The following is a 24,908-nucleotide window of genomic DNA, read 5'->3' as shown; positions in this document are numbered from 1 at the left end:
CTCCCGCACAAGGGGCTTAGCGACGCGCGCCCCGCCCGACGTCGGCCGCGAGCCCGACCGTCGCACCTCGTCCCCCGGTGTTCCAGGATCAGGACTTCGCGTCCTCCGGCGGAAAACCGTACTGTTCGAGCACCTGCTGCTCGGTGAGCATCGGCGTCTCGTTCGCGAACGCGTAGTAGTCGGGCTTACGATCGACGTAGATCTGGCTCGTCATCACCATGTCGTTCGAATCGAAGGTTCCGGCCGGAATGAAGTACTCGCGGGTGGCGAGAAGGCGGTAATACAGGTGAGTCCCGCACTGACTGCAGAAAGCGCGCTCCGCCCATCCGGAAGACGCATAGACGGTGATGCGCTCGGCGCCGGTAAAGCTCACGCTGGTTCCGCAATGCGTTGCCAGCAACGGGCCGCCGCCCCATCGGCGGCAGAAGCCGCAGTGGCATACCCCGATGTCCTTCGCATCCGGCGCGCTGAATCGTACCGCGCCGCAAAGACAATGACCTTCCATTTCCGCCTCCTCTCGTCATCGGTCCTGAACCGCAGGCGATGGGCGGATGCCGGAGCCTGCTCCGGCTACGACAACTCAGGCGGCAAGGTGTTGCGCGGCCTGCACAGCGCCGCGTACGCGACGGACCGCATCGGCCCCGAGCGCGTGTGCCCTCGCCTGCCCGGCGCACAGTGCTCCGCGAAAGCCGAGATAGTCCGGCGCGAGCCGCGTCAGCGGCGCGATGTGGCCCTCGCGCAGCGAACCGGCCAGCCCGCACAGTAGCCCACGGGCACGCGCGCCTCCGACAAAAGCGGCCAACCAGTCGTCAGTGGCGACGTCGGGCAGGCTGTGGCCGGTCTTCAGCGCAGTGTCGACCATGACGCCGTCGAAGCCGGCCTCGGCCACCGCATCGACCAGATCGAGCGGCGGCGCGAGATCGGCGAACATGACCGCGATGCGCCGCACACCGTTCAGCGGGACCAAGCCGCCAAGGCAGGCGCGTACCGCCGCGTAGTCGCGGCCGCCCTGCTGCCAAGCTGCCGGAAACAGACCCGCCTTGACGTAATCGACGCCGGTCGCGGCGATGCTCTGCATCGCGGCCTGTACGGCCTCCGCATCCGGTTCGATATTGCCGGCGGTGGCGCTGGTTAGCGTGCGGCCGGCGACGAAGCCGACGACTTCGCTGATCACTTCGGGCGGCAGTGCGCCGAGCGCGCCGTCGGCCGGCTGCTTCAGGTCTATCAGGTCGACCCCGGCATCGAGCACGATGCGCGCCTCGTCGAGGTCGCGCACGCTGGCCAGCATGCGGATCACGCCTTCGCTCCGGCGCGATGCGCGGCGATGCGTTCGACCAGCCAGCCCCAGGCCTCGAGTTCGGCCGGGCCGGCGGTCTTGTCGATGGCGATCTGCAGATAGGCCAGTTCGGCGTCGATCTTCTCGACCGGCAGCATGTGCAGACGGCTCACCAGGATGGCCGCCTCGATCACGGCGGAACGCGCGCGGTTGAAGCCGGGGAAGGCACCATGGCTTTCCTCGTGCACGGTGCGGCAGAACAGGCGCGGGCGCACCTCGTCCTCCTCGACCTCGACCAGTTCGAGTTCGCGGTGAGCCAGCGTATTCACGAGGCGGGCACAGCCAATCTTCTCGGCCGCCTGCACCGGCCAGTCGCGGCGGCCGGTCAGCGCGCCGGCGAACACGCGTACGTCATCGGTGAAGTTCACCACCGCAATGCGCGTGGCGAGCACATTGTCCAGCGTGCCCGAGGGGCGGAAGGGCGCGAGCACGGTCAGTCCGCGTTCCTCGCGCACGCCCAGCGGCGTGATGTGGGTGCGGCCCTGCACGTCCACGGTGGTCAGTATGGTTTCCCAGATCATGCTTTGTCCTGTGTGTCGTCGGCCGGCGGCGGCGCGTCCGTCTGCCTGCGCTTCGTCTTGCGCTGCAGCGTAGTGCCGGGCGCGCAGTGCGCCATCAGATCCTGTTCCTTCTTCTCGACCGCAGCGCCCCACTGCAGTTCTTCGTCCTGCGCGTAACGTCGGCCGAGCTGCCAGGCGATCTGCGCGCGCGCCAGTTCGACGCCGAGGTAGAACGCGTGTGCGCCATCCTCGGCCACGTTCAGCCCGGGGTAGAGCGCGAACGGATCGGTATGCACCTGCAGACCGTCGCGGTTGTAGATGTGTATGCCCTGCTCGCTCACCTGGATGCGGAAGTTCGGGTCGCGCACGGTGGCGGCGATCTCGGCGATCTCCTGCGGTGTATCAGGAAAGGGGCGGCGCTGATGGGTGGTCATCAGGTCGTCGGAATAGTCGCGCGGCAGCGCGTTGTCTTCGCGCGCGGCGAACATGACGCGCCGCGCGATGTCGGCTTCCTTCACTGCGCGGCGCGCGTGCGGGCTCACTTCGGTCGCCAGCACAGCGCCGATGCGCAGCTCGGAAATGATGCCGAACAGCAGCGCGTTGATGCCGCTGGTATCGGCGTCGGTCAGTTCGGTCAGGTTGCCCACGCCCATCATGACCGGAATGTCCGGGTGGCTGCGCCGCAGTTCGTGGTAACGCACGATGGACGCGGTGAAACCGAAGTGGATGGGCTCGACGATGGGGTCGGCGTAGAAAGGCAGACCGCGCGCCGTCATGATGTCCACCGCTTCGCGCAGCGAATCGAGATCGCCCGGCGTATCCGGAATCAGTACCGGAATCGCGTCGACCTCGTCGGCCACCCACAGCGTGCTCTTCTTCAGGCTCAGCAGGTAGTCGGCACCCGCGTAGGCGCCGCGCAGCAGGTCGTCGGTGTTGAGCGAATCGATGCTCACCTGGAAGCCCTCGGCCTTCAGCGCGCGGATGCAGTCCTCCAGGTGCGGAAAGGGCGTGTCCGGCAGGCAACCGATGTCGATCACGTCGGCGCCATCACGGCGGTAGCGGCGCGCGGTGGCGAGCACGGTGTCGATGTCGACCTGCGGCGCATCGACGATTTCGGCGAAGATGAGCACGTCGTGCTGTGTGAGTTCGCGCTTCTTCGCCTTGCGGCCGAAGTGCTGCGGCAGGTCCTTCACTTCGTCCGGTCCGCGCTGCACCGGAATGCCGAAGTGCTGCGACAGCGCGTCGAGGTCGCCGCGGCAGCGGCCGGGCACGATGATGCGGTCGGCATCGACCGGCACCGGCACGCGGCGGCGGATCAGCTCGGCCGTCATCAGCCCGGCCACGTTGATGCCGACGTCGAGCACGCGCGCCTCGAAAGGCAGCGGCTGCATGTCATCGAGGATGCGCTGCAGGCTCTTCAGCGCCAGATGCCCGGTCAGGAAGAGGATGCGTTCGGCGCGGACGTCTTGTTCAGGCATGCCGGAGTTCGTCGCTCATCGAATCGTCGATCGCGCGATCAACGACCGACGGCCGCAAGTCTCTGCCTGAGCGCGCTCTGCAGTTCCTCGACGCTCTTCACCACGGTGACGCCTTCGAAACCGGCCAGGCGCCCGGTGTGTTCGAGATCGATCGAGCGCGGGTACAGCGTCACCCATTCGCTCGGCGATTCGGTGATCACCACCGGTTCGGTGTCGCAGGCAAAGACGATGATGGGAATGCGCAGCTTGCCGGCCTGGGCGAAGATGTTGGTGACCAGCGTGTCGGAAATGCCGAGCGCGCACTTGGCCACCGTGTTCGAGGTCGCCGGGGCGATCACCACGGTGTGGTACTGCCCCTGGTAGAACAGCCCGACCGGCGCCGCGCTCGCCGTGCTGTCGCGGAAGATGCGGTAACGCTTCTTCATGTCGGCCAGCGGGTAGCCATACATGTTCAGCACTTCCTCGCCGGCACGCGACATGAACAGGTCGATGCGGTCGAGCGTGTCGGCGAACTCCAGCGACTCCTTCAGGAAGTGGCCGGAACCGGTCAGTCCCCACGCGATGCGCGCATCCGGCAGGACTTCGGCTTCGTCCGGGATGTCGTTCAGGCGCGGATCAGTAGCCATCGCCGGCCTGCGTGTCGGTGTCGATGTCCAGACGTTTCATCTTCCGGTAGACGGTGTTGCGGCTGACGCCCAGTTCGCGCGCCAGCCCGGCGATGTTCCAGCGATGACGACGCAGCTCGGACAGCAGCGCGTCGCGCTCGGCCGACTGCAGCGGATTGAGGTTGCTCGGCGTCGAATGCACGGGCTCGCCCGCCGTGTCGGTCGGGTGGGCGGCCGGTGCGACGGCGGGCATCGGTTCCGGCGCATCCATCAGTTCAGGCGGCATGTCGCGCAGCGTGATTTCCGGGCCGTCGCACAGCGCGACCAGCGTGCGCAGCACGTAGCGCATCTGGCGGATGTTGCCCGGCCAGCGGAAGCGGTCCAGCACCTGCATGGCCGCCTGACCCAGCCGTATCGGCGGGTGCCGGCCGGCGCTCTCCTCGGTCAGGCAGCGCTCGATCAGCGCGCGCCGGTCGGTGCGGTCGCGCAGCGCCGGCAGCGTCACTTCCATGCCGCGCAGCCGGTAGTAGAGGTCCTCGCGGAAGCTGCCCTCGCGCACCATGGCGCGCAGATCGCGGTGCGTCGCGCAGACCAGCTGCAGATCGACCGGCACCGCGTTCTCGCCGCCCAGCGGCGTCACCTTGCGCTCTTCGAGCACGCGCAGCAGGCGCGCCTGCAGTTGCAGCGGCATGTCACCGATCTCGTCGAGGAAGAGCGTGCCGCCGTCGGCCTGCAGCACCTTGCCGCGACGGCCATCGCGGTTGGCGCCGGTGAAGGCGCCCTGCTTGTAGCCGAACAGTTCGGATTCGATCAGCGCTTCCGGCAGCGACGCGCAGTTGATGGCGACGAAGGGGCCGCGCGCACGCTGGCTCGACGCGTGGAAGGCACGCGCGAACACTTCCTTGCCGGTACCGGTTTCGCCGGAGATCAGCAGCGGAATGTCGCGATCGAGGATGCGCATCGCGCTGTGCACATTGCCGGCCATGCGCAGGTCGCCGAGGTCGAGTTCGGCCAGCGCCTGCGCCGCCGACGCCGAGTCGGTGCCGCGCGTACCGGCCTGGGCGCGGTTGCGTGCGGGCTGCTGCGCCAGCAGATGCCAAGTCTGGTGCTGCGGCATCGACAGCGTGAGCGGATGGAAACCGGAACGGAAGGTGCGCGACAGCAGTTCCGGCAGCGACTGGCCGAAGAACTCGGTCACTTCGCGCCCGAGCAGCGCCTCGCCCTCCGGCGACAGCAGCTCGAAGGCGGTGTGGTTGGCTTCGATCACCTCGCCTTCCGGCGTCAGCGCCAGCATGCCGTCGACCGCGGTCAGCACGCGACCGGCGTGGGCATGGAAGCGGATGATGTAGTCGGTGGCGTGGCGCGCGCGGAAAGCGCGGTGCTCGATTACGCGGGCCGAGCGCTCGACCAGTGCGCGCAGCGCCCGGGCGCCGCCCGGCGCCAGCGAGCAGACCGCCAGCACGGCGGCGACTTCGCCTACGCCGTCGTAGATCGGCGCGGCGGCGCACACCATGTCGGTATGGCGGGCGAAGAAGTGTTCCTCACGCGAAATGACCAGCGAGTGGCGTTCGGCCAGAACGGTGCCGATGCCATTGGTGCCCTGGATGTCCTCGCTCCAGCGCGCGCCCTCGACCAGGCCGCGCAGCGAAGCTTCGCGCGCGAAACCGGGGTGGCGCACGATGCTGACGATGACGCCTTCGGCATCGGCCAGCACCAGCGCGGAATTGGGATCATCGAGCTGGCGGTGCAGCGTCTGCATCTCCGGCACGGCGCTGTCCATCACCTCGCCAAGCTTGTCACCGCGCTCGCGCCAGGCCTGCGGCGCCAGCGGCGGCGGCGCGTCTTCGGCGGCGGGATCGAGGCCCAGTTCATGGAAGCAGCGCAGCCACGAACGGGCCACCAGTTCATGGCCGGACGGGCGCTGCGGGCGGCTGATGATGGCGTGCACCGAACGGACGTGTTCAGCCACCTGATTGGATGACACCATGTATTCGAACCTTGGGAACCGGTAGCGGCGGACGCGGGAAAAAGCGCCCAATGGTACCACCCGCCCCGGAAGCCCCGCCAGCCAAGGCCGGGCGGCCGACATGCGCGACCTGTGCCCGTTGTGGCGCGCCGGTGTCGCGAAAGACGGGCACTGTGCTCCGCCACCCGACATGTGCAGCGGTCGTGCGATGTCAGCGCATCGTGCAGACTGTGATGCCCTGCCAGCGAACTGACGTCCGCAGCGGCATGTATCGAAGCCAGCGGACAGCGACGGCCGCGTCGCGGCCAAGGCCGCTCCCACAAGGGAGGCGCCCGACCCGCAGCCGAAGTCAGGGCCGGGGTCCTGTGGGAGGGGTCTTCTGACCCCGACAGCCGCCTGAATCGGAGCCGGCGAACTGCAGCGGCCGCGTCGCGGCCATGGCGGCCCCCACAAGGGAGGCGCCTGACCCGCAGCCGGAGCCAGAGCCAGGATTCTGTGGGAGGGGTCTTCTGACCCCGACAGCCGCCTGAATCGAAGCCGGCTAACTGCAGCGGCCGCGTCGCGGCCATGGCCGCCCCCACAGTTCAGTCGTAGATCTCGGTCGACATCGCGCCGGGGTCGGCGCCCGAGGCCAGCAGGTGGGCCACCGCCAGGCGCTGTTTGCGGAACACCGCCCAGTACAGCGCGTTGAAGCCGGCCCGGTCCGGCAGATTGGGGTCGAAGCCGGCAGCGAGCAACTGGTCGAGCACGCGCACATGACCCAGCGAGGCGGCCAGCGACAGGGCGTGCCGGCCCAGTTCGCGCTCATAGACCAGCCAGTCCGGACGCGCGCGCACCAGTTCGGCCACTACCTCGGCGCGATCCAGCATCACCGCATCTATCATCGGCACGTGCCCATTCGCACTCTTCGCGTCAACGTCGGCACCGGCGCGCAACAGCAGCGCGACCACCTTGTGATGGCCGGCCAGCGCGGCGGCACCAAGCGGCGTGAAACCCGACGCGCCCTTGCGGTCGACATGTGCGCCGGCGGCCAGCAGTGCGCGCACCGTTTCGGTCTCGCCGGCAGCGGCGGCACGCGCCAGCACGCTGTCGCCCCACACGTCGCGCACGTTGGCGGCGGCGCCGGACTTGAGCAGCCGATTGACGGCCGCCCAGTCGCCACGGCGGGCTGCCGACAGCATCGCGTAGTCGGCACTGCGGTAGTCGCGCGGGCCAGCGTCGTCGCCAGTGCGACGCATGTCGGCGTACTCGATCGGTGTGGTGGGCATCGCCACGCGCGGGCGTGCCGGTTCGGCGATCACGCCCTGCCACTCCGGCGGCAGTTCCTGTGCGCCGACGGCTCCGGCGCATGCCAGCAGCGCGCAGGCTGCGATCTTCCGCGTGTTCATCATGTCTCTCCCGCCAGATCCCGGCCCGCTTCGTGCGCGCGCAGCGCCGCCAGCCGCGCCACGGCCTGCGCGCGATTGGTCACGTCGAGCTTGCGCAGGATCTTCTGGATGTGGTTTTTCACGGTGAGCGGGCTGATGTCGAGGATCTGCCCGATCTCATGGTTGGTCTTGCCCTCGCGTACCCAGTCGAGCACCTGCAGTTCGCGCGCGCTCAGCGTCAGCGGCGAGCTGTAGCGGCCGTTCGCGCGCTCGGCGCCCTCGCGCCGCTCGAATTCGGTGATGCGCAGCAGCGCCAGATGCAGGTTGGGCATCAGCAGTTCGATGCGGCGGGCGTCCTGATCGGTCGGTGCATCGGGCATGCCGAGCAGCGCGAAGAAGGTCGATTGCTCGCCGCGCGCCTCGCGGCAACCATGCGCCAACGCGTGCTGCAGCCCGAGTGTGCGCAGCGCGGCAGCGCCGCTGCGGCCGCGCACGCCACCGCCGTAGGCCAACGGCTCGCGTGCGCCGGCGCGCCAGTCGTCGAGCAGGCGCGCCATCAGCCCGGAGGCCGGATCGATCAGCCTGGATTCATACTCCGGTGACAGCACCGAGCGCGAGAACACCGAGGCGCGATAGTCACCGCGTTCGATGTCGCCGCAGACGCAGAGCAGCGTTTCGTGCGGCAGGAAGGTCTGCAGCGAACCCTGCGCCCAGAGAAAGAACTGGAAGCGCTTGACGACCCGGATCGAGGTTTCGATCGTAAACAGCAATAGCTGCACGTCGATCTGATCCTGCGCGAGCGGATCTGTCATGTAGAAACCGGGATGGAAGCAGCGTGTAGCCGTCGTTCGAATGAAGCCTGTCCGATGCCGCAACAGACGCGCCGGCCGTTGCAACACTTTGCAACAACCGGCGCGAATTCTTGCAGCCGAATGTTTCAGCGGGGTGACGACGGCGCCGGCGCGCGTGGCAGCGGCATCTGCACTTCCTGTTCGTGGCGCCAGCGCCGGGCCAACAGCGCGGCAAGAATTTCGCTCCAGCGGCTGAATACGAAGAAGTGCCCCTCACCCGCCAGCAGCCGCACGCTGGCCTGCGGAAACAGGAAGGCGAGCCGGCTGGCGCAGTCGGCCGGCACGATGGCATCGTCGCAGCCCTGCACGATCTCGACCGTGCCCGGATAGTCCTGCAGCGTGAGCTGCCAGTCAGAGGCGGCAATCGCCAGATCGCGGACGATGGCCGCTGCGCCCTGGCGGGCAGCGCTCGGCAGATCGTCGAAGAACATGTCGTGGATGTCCGCGCGCGCCAGCTCGGCGCGGTCGGCCTCGCCAACCAGCCGGCACATCGCCGACAGGTAGGTCCTGGGCCACAGCGCGGCAACGACGGCAAGCGGCTCGATCAGCAGCCTGGCGAGGCGGGGCGTGCGCACCGCGAGGCGGACCATCACTGCCTCGAAAGGATGCAGTTTCAATGCATCCGCCGACGCGCCATAGCCAGGCGCCACGCCGCTGACCAGCACCAGTCGCGACACCCGTTCGCCGAACTCCGCCACCAGCGCGCAGGCGAATGGCGCACCGCCGGACACGCCACCGACCGCGAAATCGCCCAGCTTCAGATGATCGACCAGCGCGCCGACGTCCTGTCGCCATTGCGCCAGACCCCAGCCGGGTGCGCCATCGGACAGGCCGTAGCCGGCACGGTCGGGCACGATGAGGCGCGCGTGCCGCTCGCTGGTGAGCGCATCGAAGGGCGGCACCTGCCGGCGCGATCCCGGAACGCCGTGGCACAGGATGACCGGATAGCCGAACGGATCACCGTACTCGGCCCAGGCCAGTCGCCGCCGGTCCGGCAGAAACATGCTGCGCTCGTCCACGCAGGCACCATGACATGAAGATTGACATGGGCAGTCTGCGCGCGGCGTATTTCAGCTTCGGGACAATGCAGCGCAAAAAAAGAACCCGCCTTGCGGCGGGCCCAGGACAACGAAACGAACGAAGCGGATCAGTTCTGGTCGAGGCTGCCCATCGCGCGCGGGTAGGTGACGACGCCCCAGGGGAGCTTCTTGTCGTCGATCTTGCCGGTGACTTCGAGCTTCTCTGCATCGATGATCACCACGGCGTCCGAACGGCCGCAGGCCACGAGGATCTGCTTCTCGTCCGGCGTGAAGGTGAAGTGCCAGCAGCGCTCGGCGTTCAGCGGAACATCCTTGATCTTGGCGAAGGTTTTCGCGTCGAAAACTTCGAGCGCCTTGGCGCGCGCGGTGGCGACGAACAGGCGCTCGCCCTTGGCGTCGAAAGCCACGCCGTAAGGCGTCTGGCCGGTGGCGACCGTCTTGACCGGGTTCAGCTTGTCGTCCAGCACCAGGAAGTTGTTGCCGAATTCCAGCGTCGCGATGAAGGTCTTGCCGTCCGGCGACAGCTTGATGCCGCGCGGGCGGGCGCCGTGCTTCTCGACATCGACCTTCTTCAGCAGCTTGCCGGTCTTGATGTCGTGCAGCGTCAGCGTGTTGTCGGCCTCGTTGGTCACCACCAGGCGCTTGCCGTCGGCGGTGAATTCGATGCCTTCGGTTTCCGGGCCGCCGACGATGTTGCGGATCACCTTGCCCTTCTTCAGGTCGATCACCGCGACCTTGGCCGGTTCCTTGTCATCGTCGTCATCGTCGTCGTGACCGTGGCCGCCTTCCTTGCCGCCTTCCTTCTTGTCGTCATCCTTCTTTTCCGCGCCCGGCTTGGGCGGCGGGCCCAGCTTGGACGTCGGCTCGAAGGACACGAAGGCCATGTTGCCGCGCACCCGCACGAATTCCGGGTTCTTGCCTATCTTGACCCGCTTGGTCACCTTGCCGCTGGCGGTGTCGATCAGTGCGATGTCGCCGGTTTCGCGCACGGCGACCACCAGCGTCTTGCCGTCGTCGGTGACGCCCAGGCCGCGCGGCACCTTGCCGCCCACCTCGTACTCGCCGGTGACTTCCATCTTCGCCAGATCGATGATGGAAATGCCGCCGTCCTGATTGCTGACGTAGGCGGTGCCGGCAGCCTGCACCAGACCGGCGCCTGCCATCATCGAGAACAGCGCAGCCGGGATCAGGCCGCGCATCGCGGATTTGAGCTTCATGGGGAATCCTCCGTCGTTTTCTTGTCGTGTGCCGAACCGGCAGCGTCGCGCAGTATAGAGAGCGGGATGCGCCATCAGGTTCAGGATTTCCGCGAATTGGCCACTGTCGCGGCACGGGAAATCCTCCCTCACAAGGTGTCGCAGGCGCCCGATCCGGACAAGGGAAAACATCCCGGCCGCCTGCAACGGTAGAATGCCGGGTTTTACGCAATTCGGCCGGTACCTACCATGGAAGCAGAACGCCTCAACGCCATCGCCAATCACCTGACCGACCTGCAATCGCGGGCCGGCGAACTGCGGAGGTATCTTTGACTACGATGCCAAGGCATCGCGGCTCGAAGAAGTAGAACGCGCGCTCGAAGACCCGACGGTCTGGAACGACACCGCGCGCGCGCAGGAACTGGGCAAGGAAAAGCACGGACTGGAAGCGGTCGTGCGTACGCTCGAATCGATCGACGCCCGGCTGGCCGACACGCGTGACCTGTTCGAACTTGCCCGCGAGGAAGCGGACGAGGACACCGTGGTCGCCATCGAGGCGGACAAGGAAAAGATCGAAGCCGACGTCGCCGGCCTCGAGTTCCGCCGCATGTTCAACAACCCGCAGGACCCGAGCAACTGCTTCCTGGAAATCCAGGCCGGCGCCGGCGGCACCGAAGCGCAGGACTGGGCGTCGATGCTGCTGCGCATGTACGTGAAGTACTGCGAACGCAAGGGTTTCGGCGTCGAGGTGCTGGAAGAGTCCGAGGGCGAAGTCGCCGGCATCAAGAGTGCGACGCTGAAGATCAGCGCCGAGTACGCCTACGGCACGCTGCGCACCGAAACCGGCATCCACCGGCTGGTGCGCAAGAGCCCCTTCGATTCCGGTGCGCGCCGCCACACCAGCTTTTCCAGCGTGTTCGTCTATCCGGAAGTCGATGATTCGATCGAGGTCGACATCAACCCGGCCGACCTGCGCGTCGACACCTTCCGCGCCTCCGGCGCCGGCGGCCAGCACATCAACAAGACCGACTCCGCCATCCGCATCACGCACGTGCCGACCGGCATCGTCGTGCAGTGCCAGAACGACCGCTCGCAGCACAAGAACCGCGCCGAAGCGATGGCCATGCTGAAGTCACGTCTGTACGAAGCCGAACTGCGCAAGCGCCAGGCGGCACAGCAGGCGCTGGAAGACACCAAGAGCGACATCGGCTGGGGTCATCAGATCCGTTCCTACGTGCTGGACCAGAGCCGCATCAAGGACCTGCGCACCAATCACGAAGTCGGCAACACGCAGTCGGTGCTCGACGGCGATCTCGACGGCTTCATCCAGGCCAGCCTGAAACAGGGCGTCTGACGGTGCGTTTCCTGCTGCGCGCCGTGATGTTCGGCGTCGCGCTGAGCGTCGCCGCCCTGTTGCTTGCCCTGTGGGCGGCGCTCGACAGCGCACCGTCGATCACCGATGCGCAGGCGGTCATCTCCGCCCGCTCGGCTGAGCGCGCCGCCAAGCGGCTGGGCGAACTCGACCCGCGCCGGCTGCGCGACGGCGAGCCCCGCAGCATCGTGCTGGCGACCGACGAAGTGCAGGCCCTGCTGCAGATCGCGGCCAAGCGGCTGCCACACACGCGGGCGCAGGCGGTCAGCGTCGACGGCCAGATGAATCTGCGCACCGCCACCGCCCTGCCCGGCTCGCTCTGGCTCAACATCGACGCGCCGGTCGTCATCGCCGACGGCGAGCCGCGGCTGGACGGACTGCAGATCGGCAGCCTGTCGCTGCCGGCCCCGATCGCGCGCAAGGCCTTCGCAGCCGCCCTGCCCTGGCTGCTGCGCCAGTTTGGCTATGGCGGCGATCCGGCACTGCTGTCCGAGGTCGTGCACGGCGCACGTATCTCGCGCGATGGCCTGCGCATCGACTACGCGCTGAGCAGGCAGGTGGCCGCCGAGGGCATGCGCGCGCTGCTGCCGGCCGGCGAAGCGGAACGGCTGGCCGCCTATCACGCCGAATTGCGCACGGCCGTACTCGCGCTGCGCGAGGGCGGCGCAGCGCGCGAGGCCGACAGCCTGCCGCCGGTGCTGCAGCGACTGTTCGCGCTGGCACAGACGCGCGGCGGCGACACGGTCGCCGAACAACGTTCGGCCCTGCTCGCTCTGGCGCTGCACGTGAATGGCCGCTCGCCGGCCATGCTGGTGCCCGCCGCCGCCGACTGGCCGCCGGTTCCGCGTCAGGTGCTGACGCTGCATGGCCGAGAGGACCTGACGCAGCACTTCGTCGGCTCCGCACTGATCGCCGCCCACGCCGGCGCGCATTGGGCGAACGCCATCGGCCTGTCGAAGGAGGTGCGCGACGCGCGCAGCGGCAGCGGCTTCTCCTTCACCGATCTGCTGGCCGACCGCGCCGGCACCCGGCTGGGCGAGCGCATCGCCGCCGGTGACGACACAGTGAGCCGCGTCCTTGGCGGCGATCCGGCGACCCAAGACCTGCTGCCGTCGATCGCCGGCCTCGCCGAATTCATGCCGGAAGCGGTGTTCCTGCGCCGCTTCGGCGGCGTCGGCGCGCCCGCCTACAACGCGGTGCTGGCCGACATCGACGCGCGCATCGCCGCACTGGAGCTGTACAAGTGAGCATCGACAACGCCGCCGCTCTCACCGATTTCCTCGCCCCCGGCGTCGATGCCGACGAGGTGCCCGAACTCGACCGCCTGCTGCGCGCGCGCCCGATGCTGGCCGCCTTCACGACGCTGTTCCACGGCTCCGAAGCCGAGGTGCTGATGCGCGTGATGGTTCTGGGCGAAATCGGCCGCACCGCCGACATGCCGCGCTGGTCGCCGGACGCGCTGCGCGCGCGCTTCGCCTTCATCGACCCGGTCAAGCTGGAAACGGTGCTGCGCCGGCTGCGCGACCACGCGCTGCTGCTGATCGCGGACGGCCAGTACCTGCTGTCCGACGTCGGCCGCAACGCCTGTGGCGCGCTCACCATGCTGCTCGAACTGTCGGGCGACGAGGACGTCGAGCTGGGCTTCCTGACCGCCCAGCTCGCGGGTCTGCAGGCGGTCGATGGCGACACCGGCGAAGCGCTGCAGCAACTGCTCGGCAAGCTGAACGACCTCACGCTGCACTTCGAGGACGCCATCGCCTCCGGTTCCGAATTCCGCATCCTGTCGGCGCGCCGCAGGCTGGCCGCCAACGCGCGCTGGCTGGACCGCGGCACGCTGCTGCTGCGCGAACTGCTGGCCGACGAGGACATTCCGTTCGAGCGCGCCAGTCTGGCGCAGCGCATCGGTCTGGCGCAGTCGCGGCTGGCGCGCGTCGATGCGTCCTTCCAGCGCGCGCTGAACAAGATCGAGTCGCAGCGCGTGACGCTGGGCGGCTCTGGCATATCGTCGTCCGACGTGGCCAGCTGGCTGCGCGGGCTGGACGCCGCTGCACTGGCCGGTCTGTGCGCCGACGCGCTGACGCCCTGCCCCGACCTCACGCTGCTGGCCGGCGGCCACGAACTGCTGGACCGCGCGGAGCCGGCCGCCGCCAACGAACCGGTGGCCGAAGCCGGCGCGTCCGCGCTGCCGGCGCCGGACGAAGCGCCGGTCGCACCGGCGCCGCAGATGGAAGACCTGCGCCTGCTCGAACTGTTCGGCCAGCGCATCGAACGGCTGAGCGCGCCGTCTTCGCTTGCCGACGTGGTACCCGGCGGCAGCTTCGCCCAGGCCTCCTACCGCATGTCGCTGCTGGCGCTGCTGCGCGACAGTGACGCCGACGGCATGCGCGAAGCCGGCGAAGGCCCGATCGCCGACTTCCTGCGCATGCCGGTGGACGTGCGCTTCAGCGAGGACATCCAGCCAGTCGACGACGACAACGTCGCCGCCATCACGGTCGGCGAAGTCACGCCGCGGATGGCGAACCAACCCTGAACCGACGCGAGTGACGATGGAAACAGAACTGCGCACCCTCACCGCCCGCCTGCTGGCGCACCGCTCGATCCCGCGCTCCGACGTGCTGGCGCGACGCGCGCTGGTCGACGACCGCTTCCGCCACGCGCTGGACAACCGGCTGGCCACGGTCGGCCTGCAGCTGCTCGACAATCCCTATGCCGCACACATCGCGGTCGGACTGTCCGAGGACATGCGCGAGCCGGTATTCGGTCAGGGCCGCGAGTACGCGGCGTCCAACGTCGGGCTGACGCGCGACGAACTGGCCTGGCTGATGGTGATCTGGGCGCTCATCGTGCTGCCCAAGCGCGAGCGTCAGGTGAACCGCCGCAGCCTGCAGGACGACGGGCAGGACGACATGTTCGGCGCCGAAACGCCGGTCGAGCACGGCGAGACCGTATCGGGCGCGCTGTCCGAAGCGTCGCTGGCGGCCGACTTCGGCAACCGCCTCGGTGGCAAGACCAAGCTCAATTTCGCGCTCGGCAAGCTGGCCCGCCTCGGTTTCATCGAGCGGCGCGGCGGCCAGGTGCTCGAAGGCCCGCTGCTCGACGTGCTGCTCGACTACCGCATCCTGGCCGACCGCGTCATCCACGGCACGCTGGCCGACGTGCTGGCCGAGGCCGGTCATTGCCTTCCGGCGGCCAACGCCTTCGAGCTGGCGCAGGACGCGCAGGCCGACGAGGACGGCGAAGAATGATGATGCAGACCCCGTTCCGACGAACCCCCAACGCGCGCTGACGATCCACGACCATGTTCCACATCAAGCAACTCGAACTGGTGCACTGGGATTTCTGGCGCCGCTTCACGCTGCCGCTCGACGCCCAGATCATCACCATCGTCGGCCCCAACGGCTCCGGCAAGACCACGCTGCTCGACGCACTGCGCACGCTGTTCGCGCTGCGCTGCTCCGGCAAGCGAGACTTCCGCCGCTACGTCCGCCGCGCCGACCGCGACTTCGCCTGGATACGCGCGGTGGTCGCCAATGTGCCGGGCGGCACCGGCAAGCGGCCCTTCTTCCCCTGCATCCACGACGAAGTCACGCTGGCCTGCCGCATCAAGCGCGCCGGCGGCGACTGGACGCGCGACTACGCCATCGTCGACGGCAATGTGGCGATCGAACAGCTGGAAGCCGGCAGCGACTGGGCCGGCCTGCGCGACTACCAGAACCGCCTCGCCTGGGGCGGCCTGACGCCGGCCATCGCCAAGGTGCTGTCGCTCGAACAGGGCGACACCGACAAACTGTGCGAGTACTCGCCGCGCGCCCTGCTCGACCTGGTGTTCGACGTGTTCGGCGACAAGGAGGTGCTGGACAACTACCAGGCCGCGCGCGAAGAACAGAAGAGCGCCGAGCGTGAACTGGAGAGCATCGGCCTCGACCTCGACCGCTTGCGTACCCAGGCCGAAGCCAAGCGCATGGAAGCCGACAACTACCTCGAATGGAAACAGCATTCGGACGAGGCGCACGCGCTGGAGGCGGAAATCGTGCCGCGGCTGGAAGTGGCCGAACTGAGTCGCGACATCGAGGGCGAACGCAGCGGGCTGACGCGGCTGCGCGAAGATCTGCGTCGCCTGAAGGTCGAGCACGACGCGGTGTCGGCGCGGCTGGAATCGGTAAAGGGCGAGCGCGACACCGCAAAGTCGGCGCTGGATGCCGCACGCGCCGCCGAGAAGGCCACCGAGACCGAACAGCTGGCCGCGCACGACGCGCTGCGCGACATCGAGCGCCTGCTCGACGAGGAGCGCAAGCTGCGCGAACGCGTCGCCAGCGAACACGGCGCCGATGCACTGGCGCTGGAAGCCGAACACGCCGAGGCGGAATCGACCGCTGCCCGGCTGGCCGCCGACGAGCGCGCACTGGTGCTGCGCTTCGAAGAAAAGACCGAGGCGCTGCGCGCCGCGCGCGAACGCCGCGGCGCACCGAGCGACCGCGAAGTCAGCGAATTCCGCGCCGGGCTGGACGAAGCCGGCATCGCGCACAGCGCGCTGTCCGACGTGGTCGAAGTGACCGACACCGCCTGGCAGGCCGCGCTCGAAGCCGTGCTGCGGCCCTACCGCCATCTCATCCTGCTGGAGCGCGAGGACGACCGCCATGCAGCGTGGGCGCTGGGCGAACGCGCGCGCTTCCGCCACTTCATCGTCGCCGAACGCGAAAGCGCGGCCGCGCCGCGTGCCGGTTCGCTGGCCGAAGTCGTGCGCTTCGCCGCGCCGGTGCCGCGCTGGCTGTGCGACCTGCTGAACCGCATGCAGCGTGTCGACGACGCCGAGGCGGCGCGCACTCTGCCGCGCGACGCCGAATGGATCACCCGCGACGGCTATCACAAGGAACGCCGCGGCGCCCGCCACCTCGGCCGGCCCGCCGAATTCCACTTCGGCGAACTGGCGCGCCAGGCACGCATCGCCCAGCTCGGCGCCGACATCGCCGCGCTCGACAACCAGCGGCGCGAACTCAGTCCGCAGCTCGACGCCGCGCGCGAACGGCTGAAGGCACTGCGCGCCCGCCTCCTCGGTCTGCAGTCGGCCACGCTGCTGGCCGAACGCAGCGCCGAATTTGCCGCCGCTGCGCAGGCACAGCCGGCCGCGCGCGAACGCAGCGCAGCCGCCGAAGCGGCACGCGATGCCGCCCGCCGCGAGGTCGAACGGCTGAACGAGAACCTGCGCGGCATCGAGGTCGAATCCGACCGCCGCCGCCGCGAAATCGACGACACGGGTCGCCGCTTGCGCGAACTGACGCAGGAGTCGGCACCGCGCCGCAACGAGCAGGCACGCCGCCTGCTGCAGCTGCGCGCGCGCCGCCGCGGCATGCCGGCGCACTGGCTGGACCCGCAGGAACTGGCGCAGCTGGCCGAGCGTTACGGCGACGCCCGCGCGGCACGACGCGAGCTGGGCCGCTTGCGCGAGCTGCTGGCACGTGGCGACTGGATCACCGACCCGTCGGCGCTGACGCTGCGCGAGCGCCTGCGTGACGATCTGGCCAAGCGCGAGCAGGACTACGCCGCCCGCCAGGGCTACTGCGCCACCGCGCGCCGCCTGACCGACGACGCGCGCTCGGCCTACATCGCCAAGCTGCGCGCCACCGTCCGCCAGTATGCGAAGAACCTGCGCGCGCTCGGCGACCTGGCCGGCGTCGGCGTCGACTGCCCGACGCCGCATCTCGACAACGACGACCTGTCGCTGGCCCAGGCCGGGCTGGACGTGAGCTTCGACTTCGACCGCAAGGGCGCGGTCGGCCTCAACGACGGCGAAGCCTCGGGCGGCCAGCAGGTGATGAAGTCGCTGATCCTGCTGATCGCGCTGCTGATGGACGACACCCGACCGGGCGGCTTCGTGTTCATCGACGAACCCTTCGCCCACCTCGACGTCGCCAACATCGACCGCGTCGGCCGCTTCCTGGGCGCCACCCGTGCGCAGTACCTGATCACCACCCCGGTGACCCACAATGCCAACGTATTCGCGCCGGCCCAGCTCACGCTGGTCACCAGCAAGAAGGCGCCGGGCGAAGGCTGGGCACCGCCGATCGGCGTGCTGAAGCGGGCGAAATAGCGCGCCACCGCCGCTGTCGGGGTCGGAAGACCCCTCCCACAGAAATCCGGCTCCGGCCGTGGACCGGGAGCACTCCCTGTGGGAGCGGCCTTGGCCGCGACGGGGCAGGCGTCTCGATCAGTCCCCGCGCGCCTTGCGGTCCTGCTCGCGCAGCCAGTTCAGCTTTTCGGCGATCTTGGCTTCCATGCCGCGGTCGGTCGGCTGGTACCACTGCACGTCCTTCATGCCGTCCGGCAGGTAGCGCTCGCCGGCCGCGTAGCCGCCCTCTTCGTCGTGCGCGTAGCGGTACTCGGCGCCGAAGCCCATGTTCTTCATCAGCTTGGTCGGTGCGTTGCGCAGATGCAGCGGCACCGGTCGCGAACCATCCTCGGCGACGAAACGGCGCGCCGCGTTGTAGGCCATGTACACGGCATTCGACTTGGCGGCGCAGGCGAGGAAGATGACGGCCTGCGCCAGCGCCAGTTCGCCTTCGGGTGAACCGAGGCGCTCGTAGGTCTGGCAGGCCTGCAGCGAAATTTCGAGGCCGCGTGGGTCGGCCAGACCGATGTCCTCGACCGCCATGCGCACGATGCGCCGGCCCAGGTAGAGCGGATCGGCGCCACCGTCGAGCATGCGCACGAACCAGTACAGCGCCGCGTCCGGATTGGAACCGCGCACCGACTTGTGCAGCGCCGATATCTGGTCGTAATAGGCGTCACCGCCTTTGTCGAAGCGGCGCAAGTTGCGCGACAGGGTGCTGTCGACGAAGGCGGCCGTCACCGGATCGACCTTGGCCGTACGCGCGGCCGTACCCAGCTGTTCGAGCAGGTTCAGCAGCTTGCGGGCGTCGCCGTCGGCGAAGCCGATCAGCCGCGTGCGCGCGTCCTCGTCGAAGTTCAGGCCGCCGAGTGCGGCTTCACGCGCGCGTTCGAACAGCGTCACCATTTCGTCCTCGGTCAGGCTCTGCAGCACATAGACCGAAGCGCGCGACAGCAACGCGGAATTGACCTCGAAACTCGGGTTCTCGGTGGTGGCGCCGATGAAGGTGACGACACCCGATTCGACGTAGGGCAGGAAGGCGTCCTGCTGCGCCTTGTTGAAGCGGTGCACCTCGTCGACGAAGAGAATGGTGCGCCGCCCGGTGTTGGCGGCCACCGTCTCGGCGCGCTGCATCGCCTCGCGGATGTCCTTCACGCCGGAGAACACCGCCGACAGCGCAGTGAATTCGGCGTCGAAGGCGTTGGCCATCAGCCGCGCCAGCGTGGTCTTGCCGACGCCGGGTGGGCCCCACAGGATCATCGAGTGCGGGATGCCGGATTCGAAGGCGAGGCGCAGCGGCTTGCCCGGGCCGAGCAGGTGCTGCTGGCCGATCACCTCGTCCGGCGTTTTCGGGCGCAGCAGTTCGGCCAGCGGCGCGTTGGCCGAGGCACGCGCCTCGGTCGCGGCAGAGGCAGCGCGCGCGGGTGGCGCCGGCTCGTCCGGCATGCCGAAAAGGTCAGTCACTGCGAATCGCCCACGCCCGGTTTCACTTCTTCGCGTCGTCGCTGATGACGTCTGCACCGGCCGGCGGCGTGAAGCGGAACTGCGCCGGATCGATGGCCGGGTTGCGCTCGAAGGAGGTGAAGCGCAGCTTCGTCGTCTGACCGAAGCTGTCGCGCAGCACCATGCCGCGCAGCAGACCGTCCTTGAAGCCGATGCGCACCGCCTCGAAACCGCCCTCGTTCGCCTTCGGCTTCGCGTCGACCCAGTCCAGGCCGTCCTCGCTGCCGCCTTCGCTGAGGTCGAAGTTCTTTTCCAGTTCGTTGCGGCCGGCCAGCAGTGCGGCGGGCGTAGACGCCAGCGCGTCGCCGAGCGTCTTCACCGTCACCTGGTTCAGGTCGCGGTCGTGCACCCACAGCTTTTCGCCGTCGCCGACCAGCAGCTGGTAGTAAGGCCTGTCATAGGTCCAGCGGAACTTGCCCGGACGCGAGAAAGCCATCGTGCCGCTGGCGTTCTGCGGCTTGCGGCCGGACTTGGCCGTGACCTGCTGGTCGAAGGTGGCGCGGCCGGACTGCGTGGATTCGACGAAGGTGCGCAGCTGGTCGATCGCGCCGGCGGCAAAGGCCGACAGCGGCAGCGCCAGCGCGACGGCGGCGATGCAGCCGCGGAAGCTTGAAGTCATGGTCATTCCTCGCGGGCGGGTGCGAGCACTTCACGCCCGCCGGTTGCATTCATCGGAGACACCAGACCCGACCGTTCCATCTGTTCGATCAGCCGCGCTGCGCGGTTGTAGCCGATGCGCAGATGGCGCTGCACCAGCGAAATCGACGGTCGCCGGGTCTTCAGAACCACTTCGACCGCCTGGTCGTACAAAGGGTCCGACTCACCGTCGGCACCACCGCCGCCGGCGCCGTCGAGCGAGAGCTCGCCGCCCTCGTCGTCACCGCTGCCGCTGAGGATGCCTTCGACGTAGTCCGGCGCGCCGGTGGTCTTCAGGTGCTCGACCACCTTGTGCACTTCGCCGTCGGCGACGAAGGCGCCGTGCACGCGCGTCGGCACGCCGGTGCCCGGTGCGAGGTAGAGCATGTCGCCCTGCCCCAGCAGCGCCTCGGCGCCCATCTGGTCGAGGATGGTGCGCGAATCGATCTTGCTCGACACCTGGAAGGCGATGCGCGTCGGTACATTGGCCTTGATCAGGCCGGTGATCACATCGACCGACGGCCGCTGCGTCGCCAGGATCAGGTGGATGCCCGCCGCGCGCGCCTTCTGTGCCAGCCGTGCGATCAGTTCCTCGATCTTCTTGCCGGCCACCATCATCAGGTCGGCCAGTTCATCGATCACGACGACGATCATCGGCATCGTGGACAACGGTTCCGGCGTTTCCGGCGTGATCGAGAACGGATTGGTCAGCGGCGTGCCGGCCTTCTCCGCGTCGGCGATCTTGCTGTTGTAGCCGGCCAGATTGCGCACGCCCATCGCCGACATCAGCTTGTAACGGCGGTCCATCTCGCCGACACACCAGTTCAGCGCGTTGGCGGCGTGCCGCATGTCGGTCACCACCGGCGCCAGCAGGTGCGGAATGCCCTCATAGACCGACAGTTCCAGCATCTTCGGGTCGACCATGATGAGCCGCACCTTGCTCGGATCCGCCTTGTACAGCAGCGACAGGATCATTGCATTGATCGCGACCGACTTGCCTGAACCAGTGGTACCGGCGACCAGCACATGCGGCATGCGCGCGAGGTCGGCCACCATGGGCTGCCCGCCGATGTCCTTGCCCAGCGCCATGGTCAGCGGGCTGGCCATGTCGTGATAGACCGCCGACCCGAGGATTTCCGACAGTCGCACGATCTGCCGCCGGGTGTTCGGGATTTCCAGGCCCATGCAGCTCTTGCCCGGAATCGTCTCGACCACGCGGATGCTCATGACCGACAGCGCGCGCGCCAGATCCTTCACCAGATTGACGATCTGGCTGCCCTTGACGCCGGTCGCCGGCTCGATTTCGTAGCGCGTGATGACCGGGCCCGGATAGGCGGCCAGCACCTTCACCTCGACGTTGAAGTCGGCCAGCTTGCGTTCGATCTGGCGCGAAATGAGTTCCAGCGATTCCGGGCTGGGCGGGTCGATGTCGGCCTTGGCTTCGTCGAGCAGCGCCAGCGGTGGCAGCGAACCCGGCAGGTCGGCGAACAGCGTCTGCTGCCGCTCCTTCTCGACCCGCTCCGACTTCTGCACTTCGACCTCGGGCACCTCGATGCGCACCGGTTCGCGCCGGCGCGTCGGCTTGCGTCGCTCGGCTTCGACCACCGCCTCGCGCTGCTCCGCCACCTGCTGGCCGACGCGACGGTCACGCCAGCGCGCCCAGGCATTCAGGCTGGCGAACCACGCCAGTTCAAGCGCGCGGCCGACCGTTTCGGCGGCACGCAGCCAGGTCACGCCGGTCATCGCGCTGAGGCCGACGCCCAGCGTCACCAGCAGCAGCAGCGTGCCGCCGGTGAAACCGAAAGCGCCAGCGATCAGCCGTCCAAGTTCGATGCCGACCATGCCGCCGGGCCCGACCGGCAGTTCGGCACCCATGCTGTGGAAGCGGATGGCTTCGAGCGCGCAGCTCGCCAGCAGCACCAGCAGGAAGCCGCCGAGCGCGACGAACAGCGGTCGCCTGTCCTCGCGGCGGTCGGCGCTGCGCGACAGCCAGACGCAGCCGCCAACCAGCATGACGACCCACCACCAGGCCGACAGGCCGAACAGGAACAGTGCGAGGTCGGACAGCCAGGCGCCGAAGCGGCCGCCCGGATTGTGCAGCTGCTCGACCACCGAGGCGTGCGACCAGCCCGGATCGGCGCGGTCGTAACCGCCGAGCACCATGACGAGGTAGAGCGCGATCGCGGCCAGCACGAGCCAGCGTGCTTCGTGCAGCACGGCGGCGATGCGTTCGGGAAGGGGAAGTTGCTGAGCGTCTTTCGCCACGGGGAAACGGTGCGGTGCCGGGAAAAACAAAGCGGGATTATATAAGCGGATGACGATGTCAGCCGGCGCGCAGGCGGACGGCCTGCAAAAGCATACGGGCCGCATCTGCGGCCCGTATGCTCAATCGTCTGCAGCCACCGGCTGCGGGAATCAGACGGTTTCGAGCCGCTCGCGCAGCAGGATCTTGCCGTTGGTTTCCTCGATCAGGCCCTGCAGGTGCAGGTCCTTCATTACGCGCGACACCATTTCGCGCGACGCGCCGATCATCTTGGCGATGTCCTGCTTCGAAATCTTGCGGTTCACCACCTTCTCGCCATTGACGTCGTCCGCCATTTCGAGCAGCAGGCGTGCAACGCGGCCATAGACGTCCATCAGCGCCAGGCTTTCGATCTTGCGGTCGGCGGTGCGCAGACGGGCCACCAGATTGCGCATGATGAACATCGACACTTCGAAGTTCTCCTGCAGCACGCGCTTGAAATCGCTCTTGGCGATCACAATGAGGTCGCTCGGCACCACGGTCACCACGGTGGCGGAGCGCGGGTTGTCGTCGAGCACCCCCATTTCGCCAAACAGTTCGCCCGGGCCCAGCATCGACAGGATGACCTCGCGGCCCTCCTCGTCGCTGACCAGCACCTTGAGACTGCCGGAAAGCACCAGATATACGAAATCCGTCTTGTCACCGGCACGCACGACTATCGAGCCGCGCGGCACACGCCGCATGTTCGCGACCTTGGCAACCGGTTCGAGGCTGCTGTCGGGCAGACCGCTGAACATCGAAAACGTCCGCAGAGCGGTAATTGAAACGGGGTGAGCCGTTACCATCAAAAGACCTCCTGATACGGGCATGCCGGACGGGGGGACAGGCTGCGCCGCTTTGAATGGATCGTCGCGCCTGTGGTCATTGCCGAAGTCGCGCCGCTGCGACCGTTCGGCCATTCTGAGCCACAAACACTGAAGCGGCCCTGATTATAGGTAGTTTTTCACGCAGGAAACAAACTGCCCCAATATCTGTCATGTGTATCGGACCTGGGTCACAGGAACTTGAGGCCCGAAGGCAGTCGCCAGACTGATCGCTATAATCCTCCGCCACCCTCCACACCCAACAAAACGAACGGATTTCCGCCATGGCTGCACGTCACTCCCGTCTCCTCATCCTCGGCTCGGGGCCGGCCGGCTACACCGCCGCCGTCTACGCCGCCCGCGCCAACCTGAAGCCGGTGCTGATCACCGGCCTGGCCCAGGGCGGTCAGCTGATGACCACGACCGACGTCGACAACTGGCCGGCCGACGCCGAAGGGGTGCAGGGCCCGGACCTGATGGCCCGCTTCCAGCGCCACGCCGAGCGCTTCGAGACGGAAATGGTGTTCGACCACATCCACACCGCCCACCTGAAGGAAAAGCCGATACGCCTGGTCGGCGACAACGGCGAGTACACCTGCGACGCGCTCATCATCGCCACCGGTGCCAGCGCCAAGTACCTCGGCCTGCCGTCGGAAGAAGCGTTCGCCGGCAAGGGCGTGTCGGCCTGCGCGACCTGCGACGGCTTCTTCTACCGCAACCAGGACGTGGCGGTCATCGGCGGCGGCAATACCGCGGTCGAGGAGGCACTGTATCTGGCCAACATTGCACGCCATGTGACGGTGGTGCACCGTCGCGACAAGTTCAAGTCGGAGAAGATCCTGCAGGACAAGCTGTTCGAGAAGGAGAAGCAGGGCAAGGTGACGATACGCTGGCACAGCACGCTGGACGAGGTGCTGGGCGACAAGACCGGCGTCACCGGCATGCGCATCAAGTCCACGCTGGACGGCAAGACCGAGGACGTCGCGCTCGCCGGCGTGTTCATCGCCATCGGCCACCAGCCGAACACCCAGCTGTTCGAAGGCCAGCTCGACATGGAAGGCGGCTACATCGTTACCCAGGCCGGTCGTAACGGTAATTTCACCGCGACCAGCATTCCCGGTGTGTTCGCCGCCGGCGACGTGCAGGACCACATCTACCGCCAGGCGGTCACCAGCGCCGGCACCGGCTGCATGGCGGCACTCGACGCCGAGCGCTATCTGGACAGTCTGGGCCTCGCCTGAACCCGTGAGCGCGCGACTTCATGTCGTCGAAAAAGCGGCGTCACCCGAGGGCGCCGGTACTGCCCAGCGAAGAGGACATCGCGCTGTTCCGGCAGGCGGTGGTCGGCGTACAGCCGATCACCACTGACCGCGTACTGCTCGAAACGCCGCCGCCCCGCGCCTGGCCGCTGCAGCGCGAGGCGGACGACATGTCGGTGCTGGCCGAGTCGCTGCGCGGACCGCTGTCGATCGACCTGCGGCTGGAAGGCGGCGAGGAGCCCTCTTTCCTGCGCACCGGGCTGACGCGACAGGTGCTGCGCGACCTGCGGCGCGGACGCTGGGTGTCGCAGGGGCAGATAGACCTGCACGGCGCCACGCGCGACGCGGCACACGACCTGGTGGTCGAATTCCTGCACGACGCACACCGTCGCGGCATGCGCTGCGTGCGGGTGATCCACGGAAAAGGGCTGGGGTCGCCCGGCCGCGAGCCGGTGCTGAAAGGACTGGTGCTGGGCTGGTTGATGCACCGCCCGGAAGTGCTGGCCTTCTGTCAGGCCCGGCCGCACGAGGGTGGGGCCGGGGCACTGATGGTGCTGCTGAAACCGGCCGCCCGCGACTGAGCGGCGG

Annotated in this window: 21 protein-coding genes; 7 read left to right on the top strand and 14 right to left on the bottom strand. The window is 68.1% G+C overall.

Annotation, left to right across the window (positions count from 1 at the left end; translation table 11 throughout):
* Positions 1-88 precede the first annotated feature (88 nt).
* From WJU27_RS02290 to WJU27_RS02245, 10 genes are all read right to left on the bottom strand, one after another.
* A complete protein-coding gene (locus WJU27_RS02290; RefSeq protein ID WP_341421007.1) occupies positions 89-505 on the bottom strand; it encodes a GFA family protein in 417 nt (138 codons plus the stop codon).
* A gap of 75 nt (positions 506-580) precedes the next feature.
* The gene (locus WJU27_RS02285; RefSeq protein WP_341421617.1) at positions 581-1,288 is read right to left on the bottom strand and encodes a (5-formylfuran-3-yl)methyl phosphate synthase; all 708 of its coding nucleotides are present in this window, start codon (positions 1,286-1,288) and stop codon (positions 581-583) included.
* Positions 1,289-1,293: 5 nt separating this feature from the next.
* Positions 1,294-1,857 carry a DUF447 domain-containing protein gene (locus WJU27_RS02280; RefSeq protein ID WP_341421006.1) on the bottom strand — a complete coding sequence of 188 codons (564 nt, stop codon included), beginning with the start codon at positions 1,855-1,857 and terminating at the stop codon, positions 1,294-1,296.
* Positions 1,854-3,314 (bottom strand): DUF6513 domain-containing protein, encoded by a 1,461-nt coding sequence (locus tag WJU27_RS02275; protein WP_341421005.1) that lies wholly within the window; start codon positions 3,312-3,314, stop codon positions 1,854-1,856. Before WJU27_RS02275 ends, WJU27_RS02280 begins: the two co-directional genes overlap by 4 nt.
* Positions 3,315-3,352: 38 nt before the next feature.
* On the bottom strand, positions 3,353-3,940 hold the full coding sequence (locus WJU27_RS02270) for a flavoprotein (protein ID WP_341421004.1): 588 nt from the start codon (positions 3,938-3,940) through the stop codon (positions 3,353-3,355).
* Positions 3,930-5,906, bottom strand: a complete 1,977-nt coding sequence (locus WJU27_RS02265) for a sigma-54-dependent Fis family transcriptional regulator (RefSeq protein ID WP_020165177.1) — start codon at positions 5,904-5,906, stop codon at positions 3,930-3,932. The genes WJU27_RS02270 and WJU27_RS02265 overlap by 11 nt, the downstream gene beginning before the upstream one ends.
* A gap of 563 nt (positions 5,907-6,469) precedes the next feature.
* Positions 6,470-7,273: an ankyrin repeat domain-containing protein gene (locus WJU27_RS02260; protein ID WP_341421003.1), complete on the bottom strand. Its 804-nt coding sequence runs from the start codon at positions 7,271-7,273 to the stop codon at positions 6,470-6,472.
* Positions 7,273-8,064, bottom strand: a complete 792-nt coding sequence (epsA, locus tag WJU27_RS02255) for an XrtB/PEP-CTERM-associated transcriptional regulator EpsA (RefSeq protein WP_341421002.1) — start codon at positions 8,062-8,064, stop codon at positions 7,273-7,275. The genes WJU27_RS02260 and epsA overlap by 1 nt, the downstream gene beginning before the upstream one ends.
* A 125-nt stretch (positions 8,065-8,189) precedes the next feature.
* Positions 8,190-9,107: an alpha/beta fold hydrolase gene (locus WJU27_RS02250; RefSeq protein ID WP_341421001.1), complete on the bottom strand. Its 918-nt coding sequence runs from the start codon at positions 9,105-9,107 to the stop codon at positions 8,190-8,192.
* A gap of 143 nt (positions 9,108-9,250) precedes the next feature.
* Positions 9,251-10,360 carry a YVTN family beta-propeller repeat protein gene (locus tag WJU27_RS02245; protein ID WP_296812420.1) on the bottom strand — a complete coding sequence of 370 codons (1,110 nt, stop codon included), beginning with the start codon at positions 10,358-10,360 and terminating at the stop codon, positions 9,251-9,253.
* Positions 10,361-10,588: 228 nt separating this feature from the next.
* On the opposite strand from WJU27_RS02245, the gene prfB reads away from it, so the two are divergent.
* The 5 genes from prfB (at position 10,589) to WJU27_RS02220 (ending at position 17,799) form a co-directional block, all read left to right on the top strand.
* Positions 10,589-11,693 (top strand): peptide chain release factor 2 gene (gene prfB, locus WJU27_RS02240; RefSeq protein WP_157257243.1). Its coding sequence is split into 2 segments (ribosomal slippage): positions 10,589-10,669 and positions 10,671-11,693, totalling 1,104 coding nucleotides; the frame shifts between segments, so codons are not numbered across the junction.
* A 2-nt stretch (positions 11,694-11,695) separates the two neighbouring features.
* Entirely contained in the window at positions 11,696-12,958 is a 1,263-nt protein-coding gene (locus WJU27_RS02235) for a hypothetical protein (RefSeq protein ID WP_341421000.1), read from the top strand.
* Positions 12,955-14,241, top strand: a complete 1,287-nt coding sequence (locus WJU27_RS02230; RefSeq protein WP_341420999.1) for a hypothetical protein — start codon at positions 12,955-12,957, stop codon at positions 14,239-14,241. Before WJU27_RS02235 ends, WJU27_RS02230 begins: the two co-directional genes overlap by 4 nt.
* Before the next feature lie 16 nt (positions 14,242-14,257).
* Positions 14,258-14,956: a hypothetical protein gene (locus WJU27_RS02225; RefSeq protein ID WP_341420998.1), complete on the top strand. Its 699-nt coding sequence runs from the start codon at positions 14,258-14,260 to the stop codon at positions 14,954-14,956.
* Positions 14,957-15,009: 53 nt separating this feature from the next.
* On the top strand, positions 15,010-17,799 hold the full coding sequence (locus WJU27_RS02220; protein WP_020165186.1) for an AAA family ATPase: 2,790 nt from the start codon (positions 15,010-15,012) through the stop codon (positions 17,797-17,799).
* A 117-nt stretch (positions 17,800-17,916) separates the two neighbouring features.
* On the opposite strand, the gene WJU27_RS02215 is transcribed toward WJU27_RS02220, so the two are convergent.
* From WJU27_RS02215 to WJU27_RS02200, 4 genes are all read right to left on the bottom strand, one after another.
* Positions 17,917-19,263: a replication-associated recombination protein A gene (locus tag WJU27_RS02215; protein WP_341421616.1), complete on the bottom strand. Its 1,347-nt coding sequence runs from the start codon at positions 19,261-19,263 to the stop codon at positions 17,917-17,919.
* Positions 19,264-19,303: 40 nt separating this feature from the next.
* The gene (lolA, locus tag WJU27_RS02210; RefSeq protein ID WP_029143764.1) at positions 19,304-19,945 is read right to left on the bottom strand and encodes an outer membrane lipoprotein chaperone LolA; all 642 of its coding nucleotides are present in this window, start codon (positions 19,943-19,945) and stop codon (positions 19,304-19,306) included.
* Entirely contained in the window at positions 19,942-22,173 is a 2,232-nt protein-coding gene (locus tag WJU27_RS02205) for a DNA translocase FtsK (RefSeq protein ID WP_020165189.1), read from the bottom strand. Before WJU27_RS02205 ends, lolA begins: the two co-directional genes overlap by 4 nt.
* 198 nt (positions 22,174-22,371) lie before the next feature.
* Positions 22,372-22,995, bottom strand: coding sequence for a Crp/Fnr family transcriptional regulator (locus WJU27_RS02200; protein WP_019917642.1), 624 nt, complete (start codon positions 22,993-22,995; stop codon positions 22,372-22,374).
* 350 nt (positions 22,996-23,345) lie between these two features.
* On the opposite strand from WJU27_RS02200, the gene trxB reads away from it, so the two are divergent.
* Together trxB and WJU27_RS02190 are read left to right on the top strand one after the other, a co-directional pair.
* Positions 23,346-24,302 carry a thioredoxin-disulfide reductase gene (gene trxB, locus WJU27_RS02195; protein WP_019917640.1) on the top strand — a complete coding sequence of 319 codons (957 nt, stop codon included), beginning with the start codon at positions 23,346-23,348 and terminating at the stop codon, positions 24,300-24,302.
* Between the two features lie 20 nt (positions 24,303-24,322).
* Complete coding sequence (locus WJU27_RS02190) at positions 24,323-24,901, top strand: Smr/MutS family protein (RefSeq protein ID WP_020165190.1); 579 nt, start codon at positions 24,323-24,325, stop codon at positions 24,899-24,901.
* Positions 24,902-24,908 lie beyond the last annotated feature (7 nt).

Source organism: Methyloversatilis sp. NSM2, from assembly GCF_038066675.1.
In the GTDB taxonomy this organism is placed as follows: domain Bacteria; phylum Pseudomonadota; class Gammaproteobacteria; order Burkholderiales; family Rhodocyclaceae; genus Methyloversatilis; species Methyloversatilis discipulorum_A.
The sequence above is the reverse complement of the archived record's forward strand: the minus strand, read 5'-3'. Positions and strand labels throughout refer to the sequence as shown.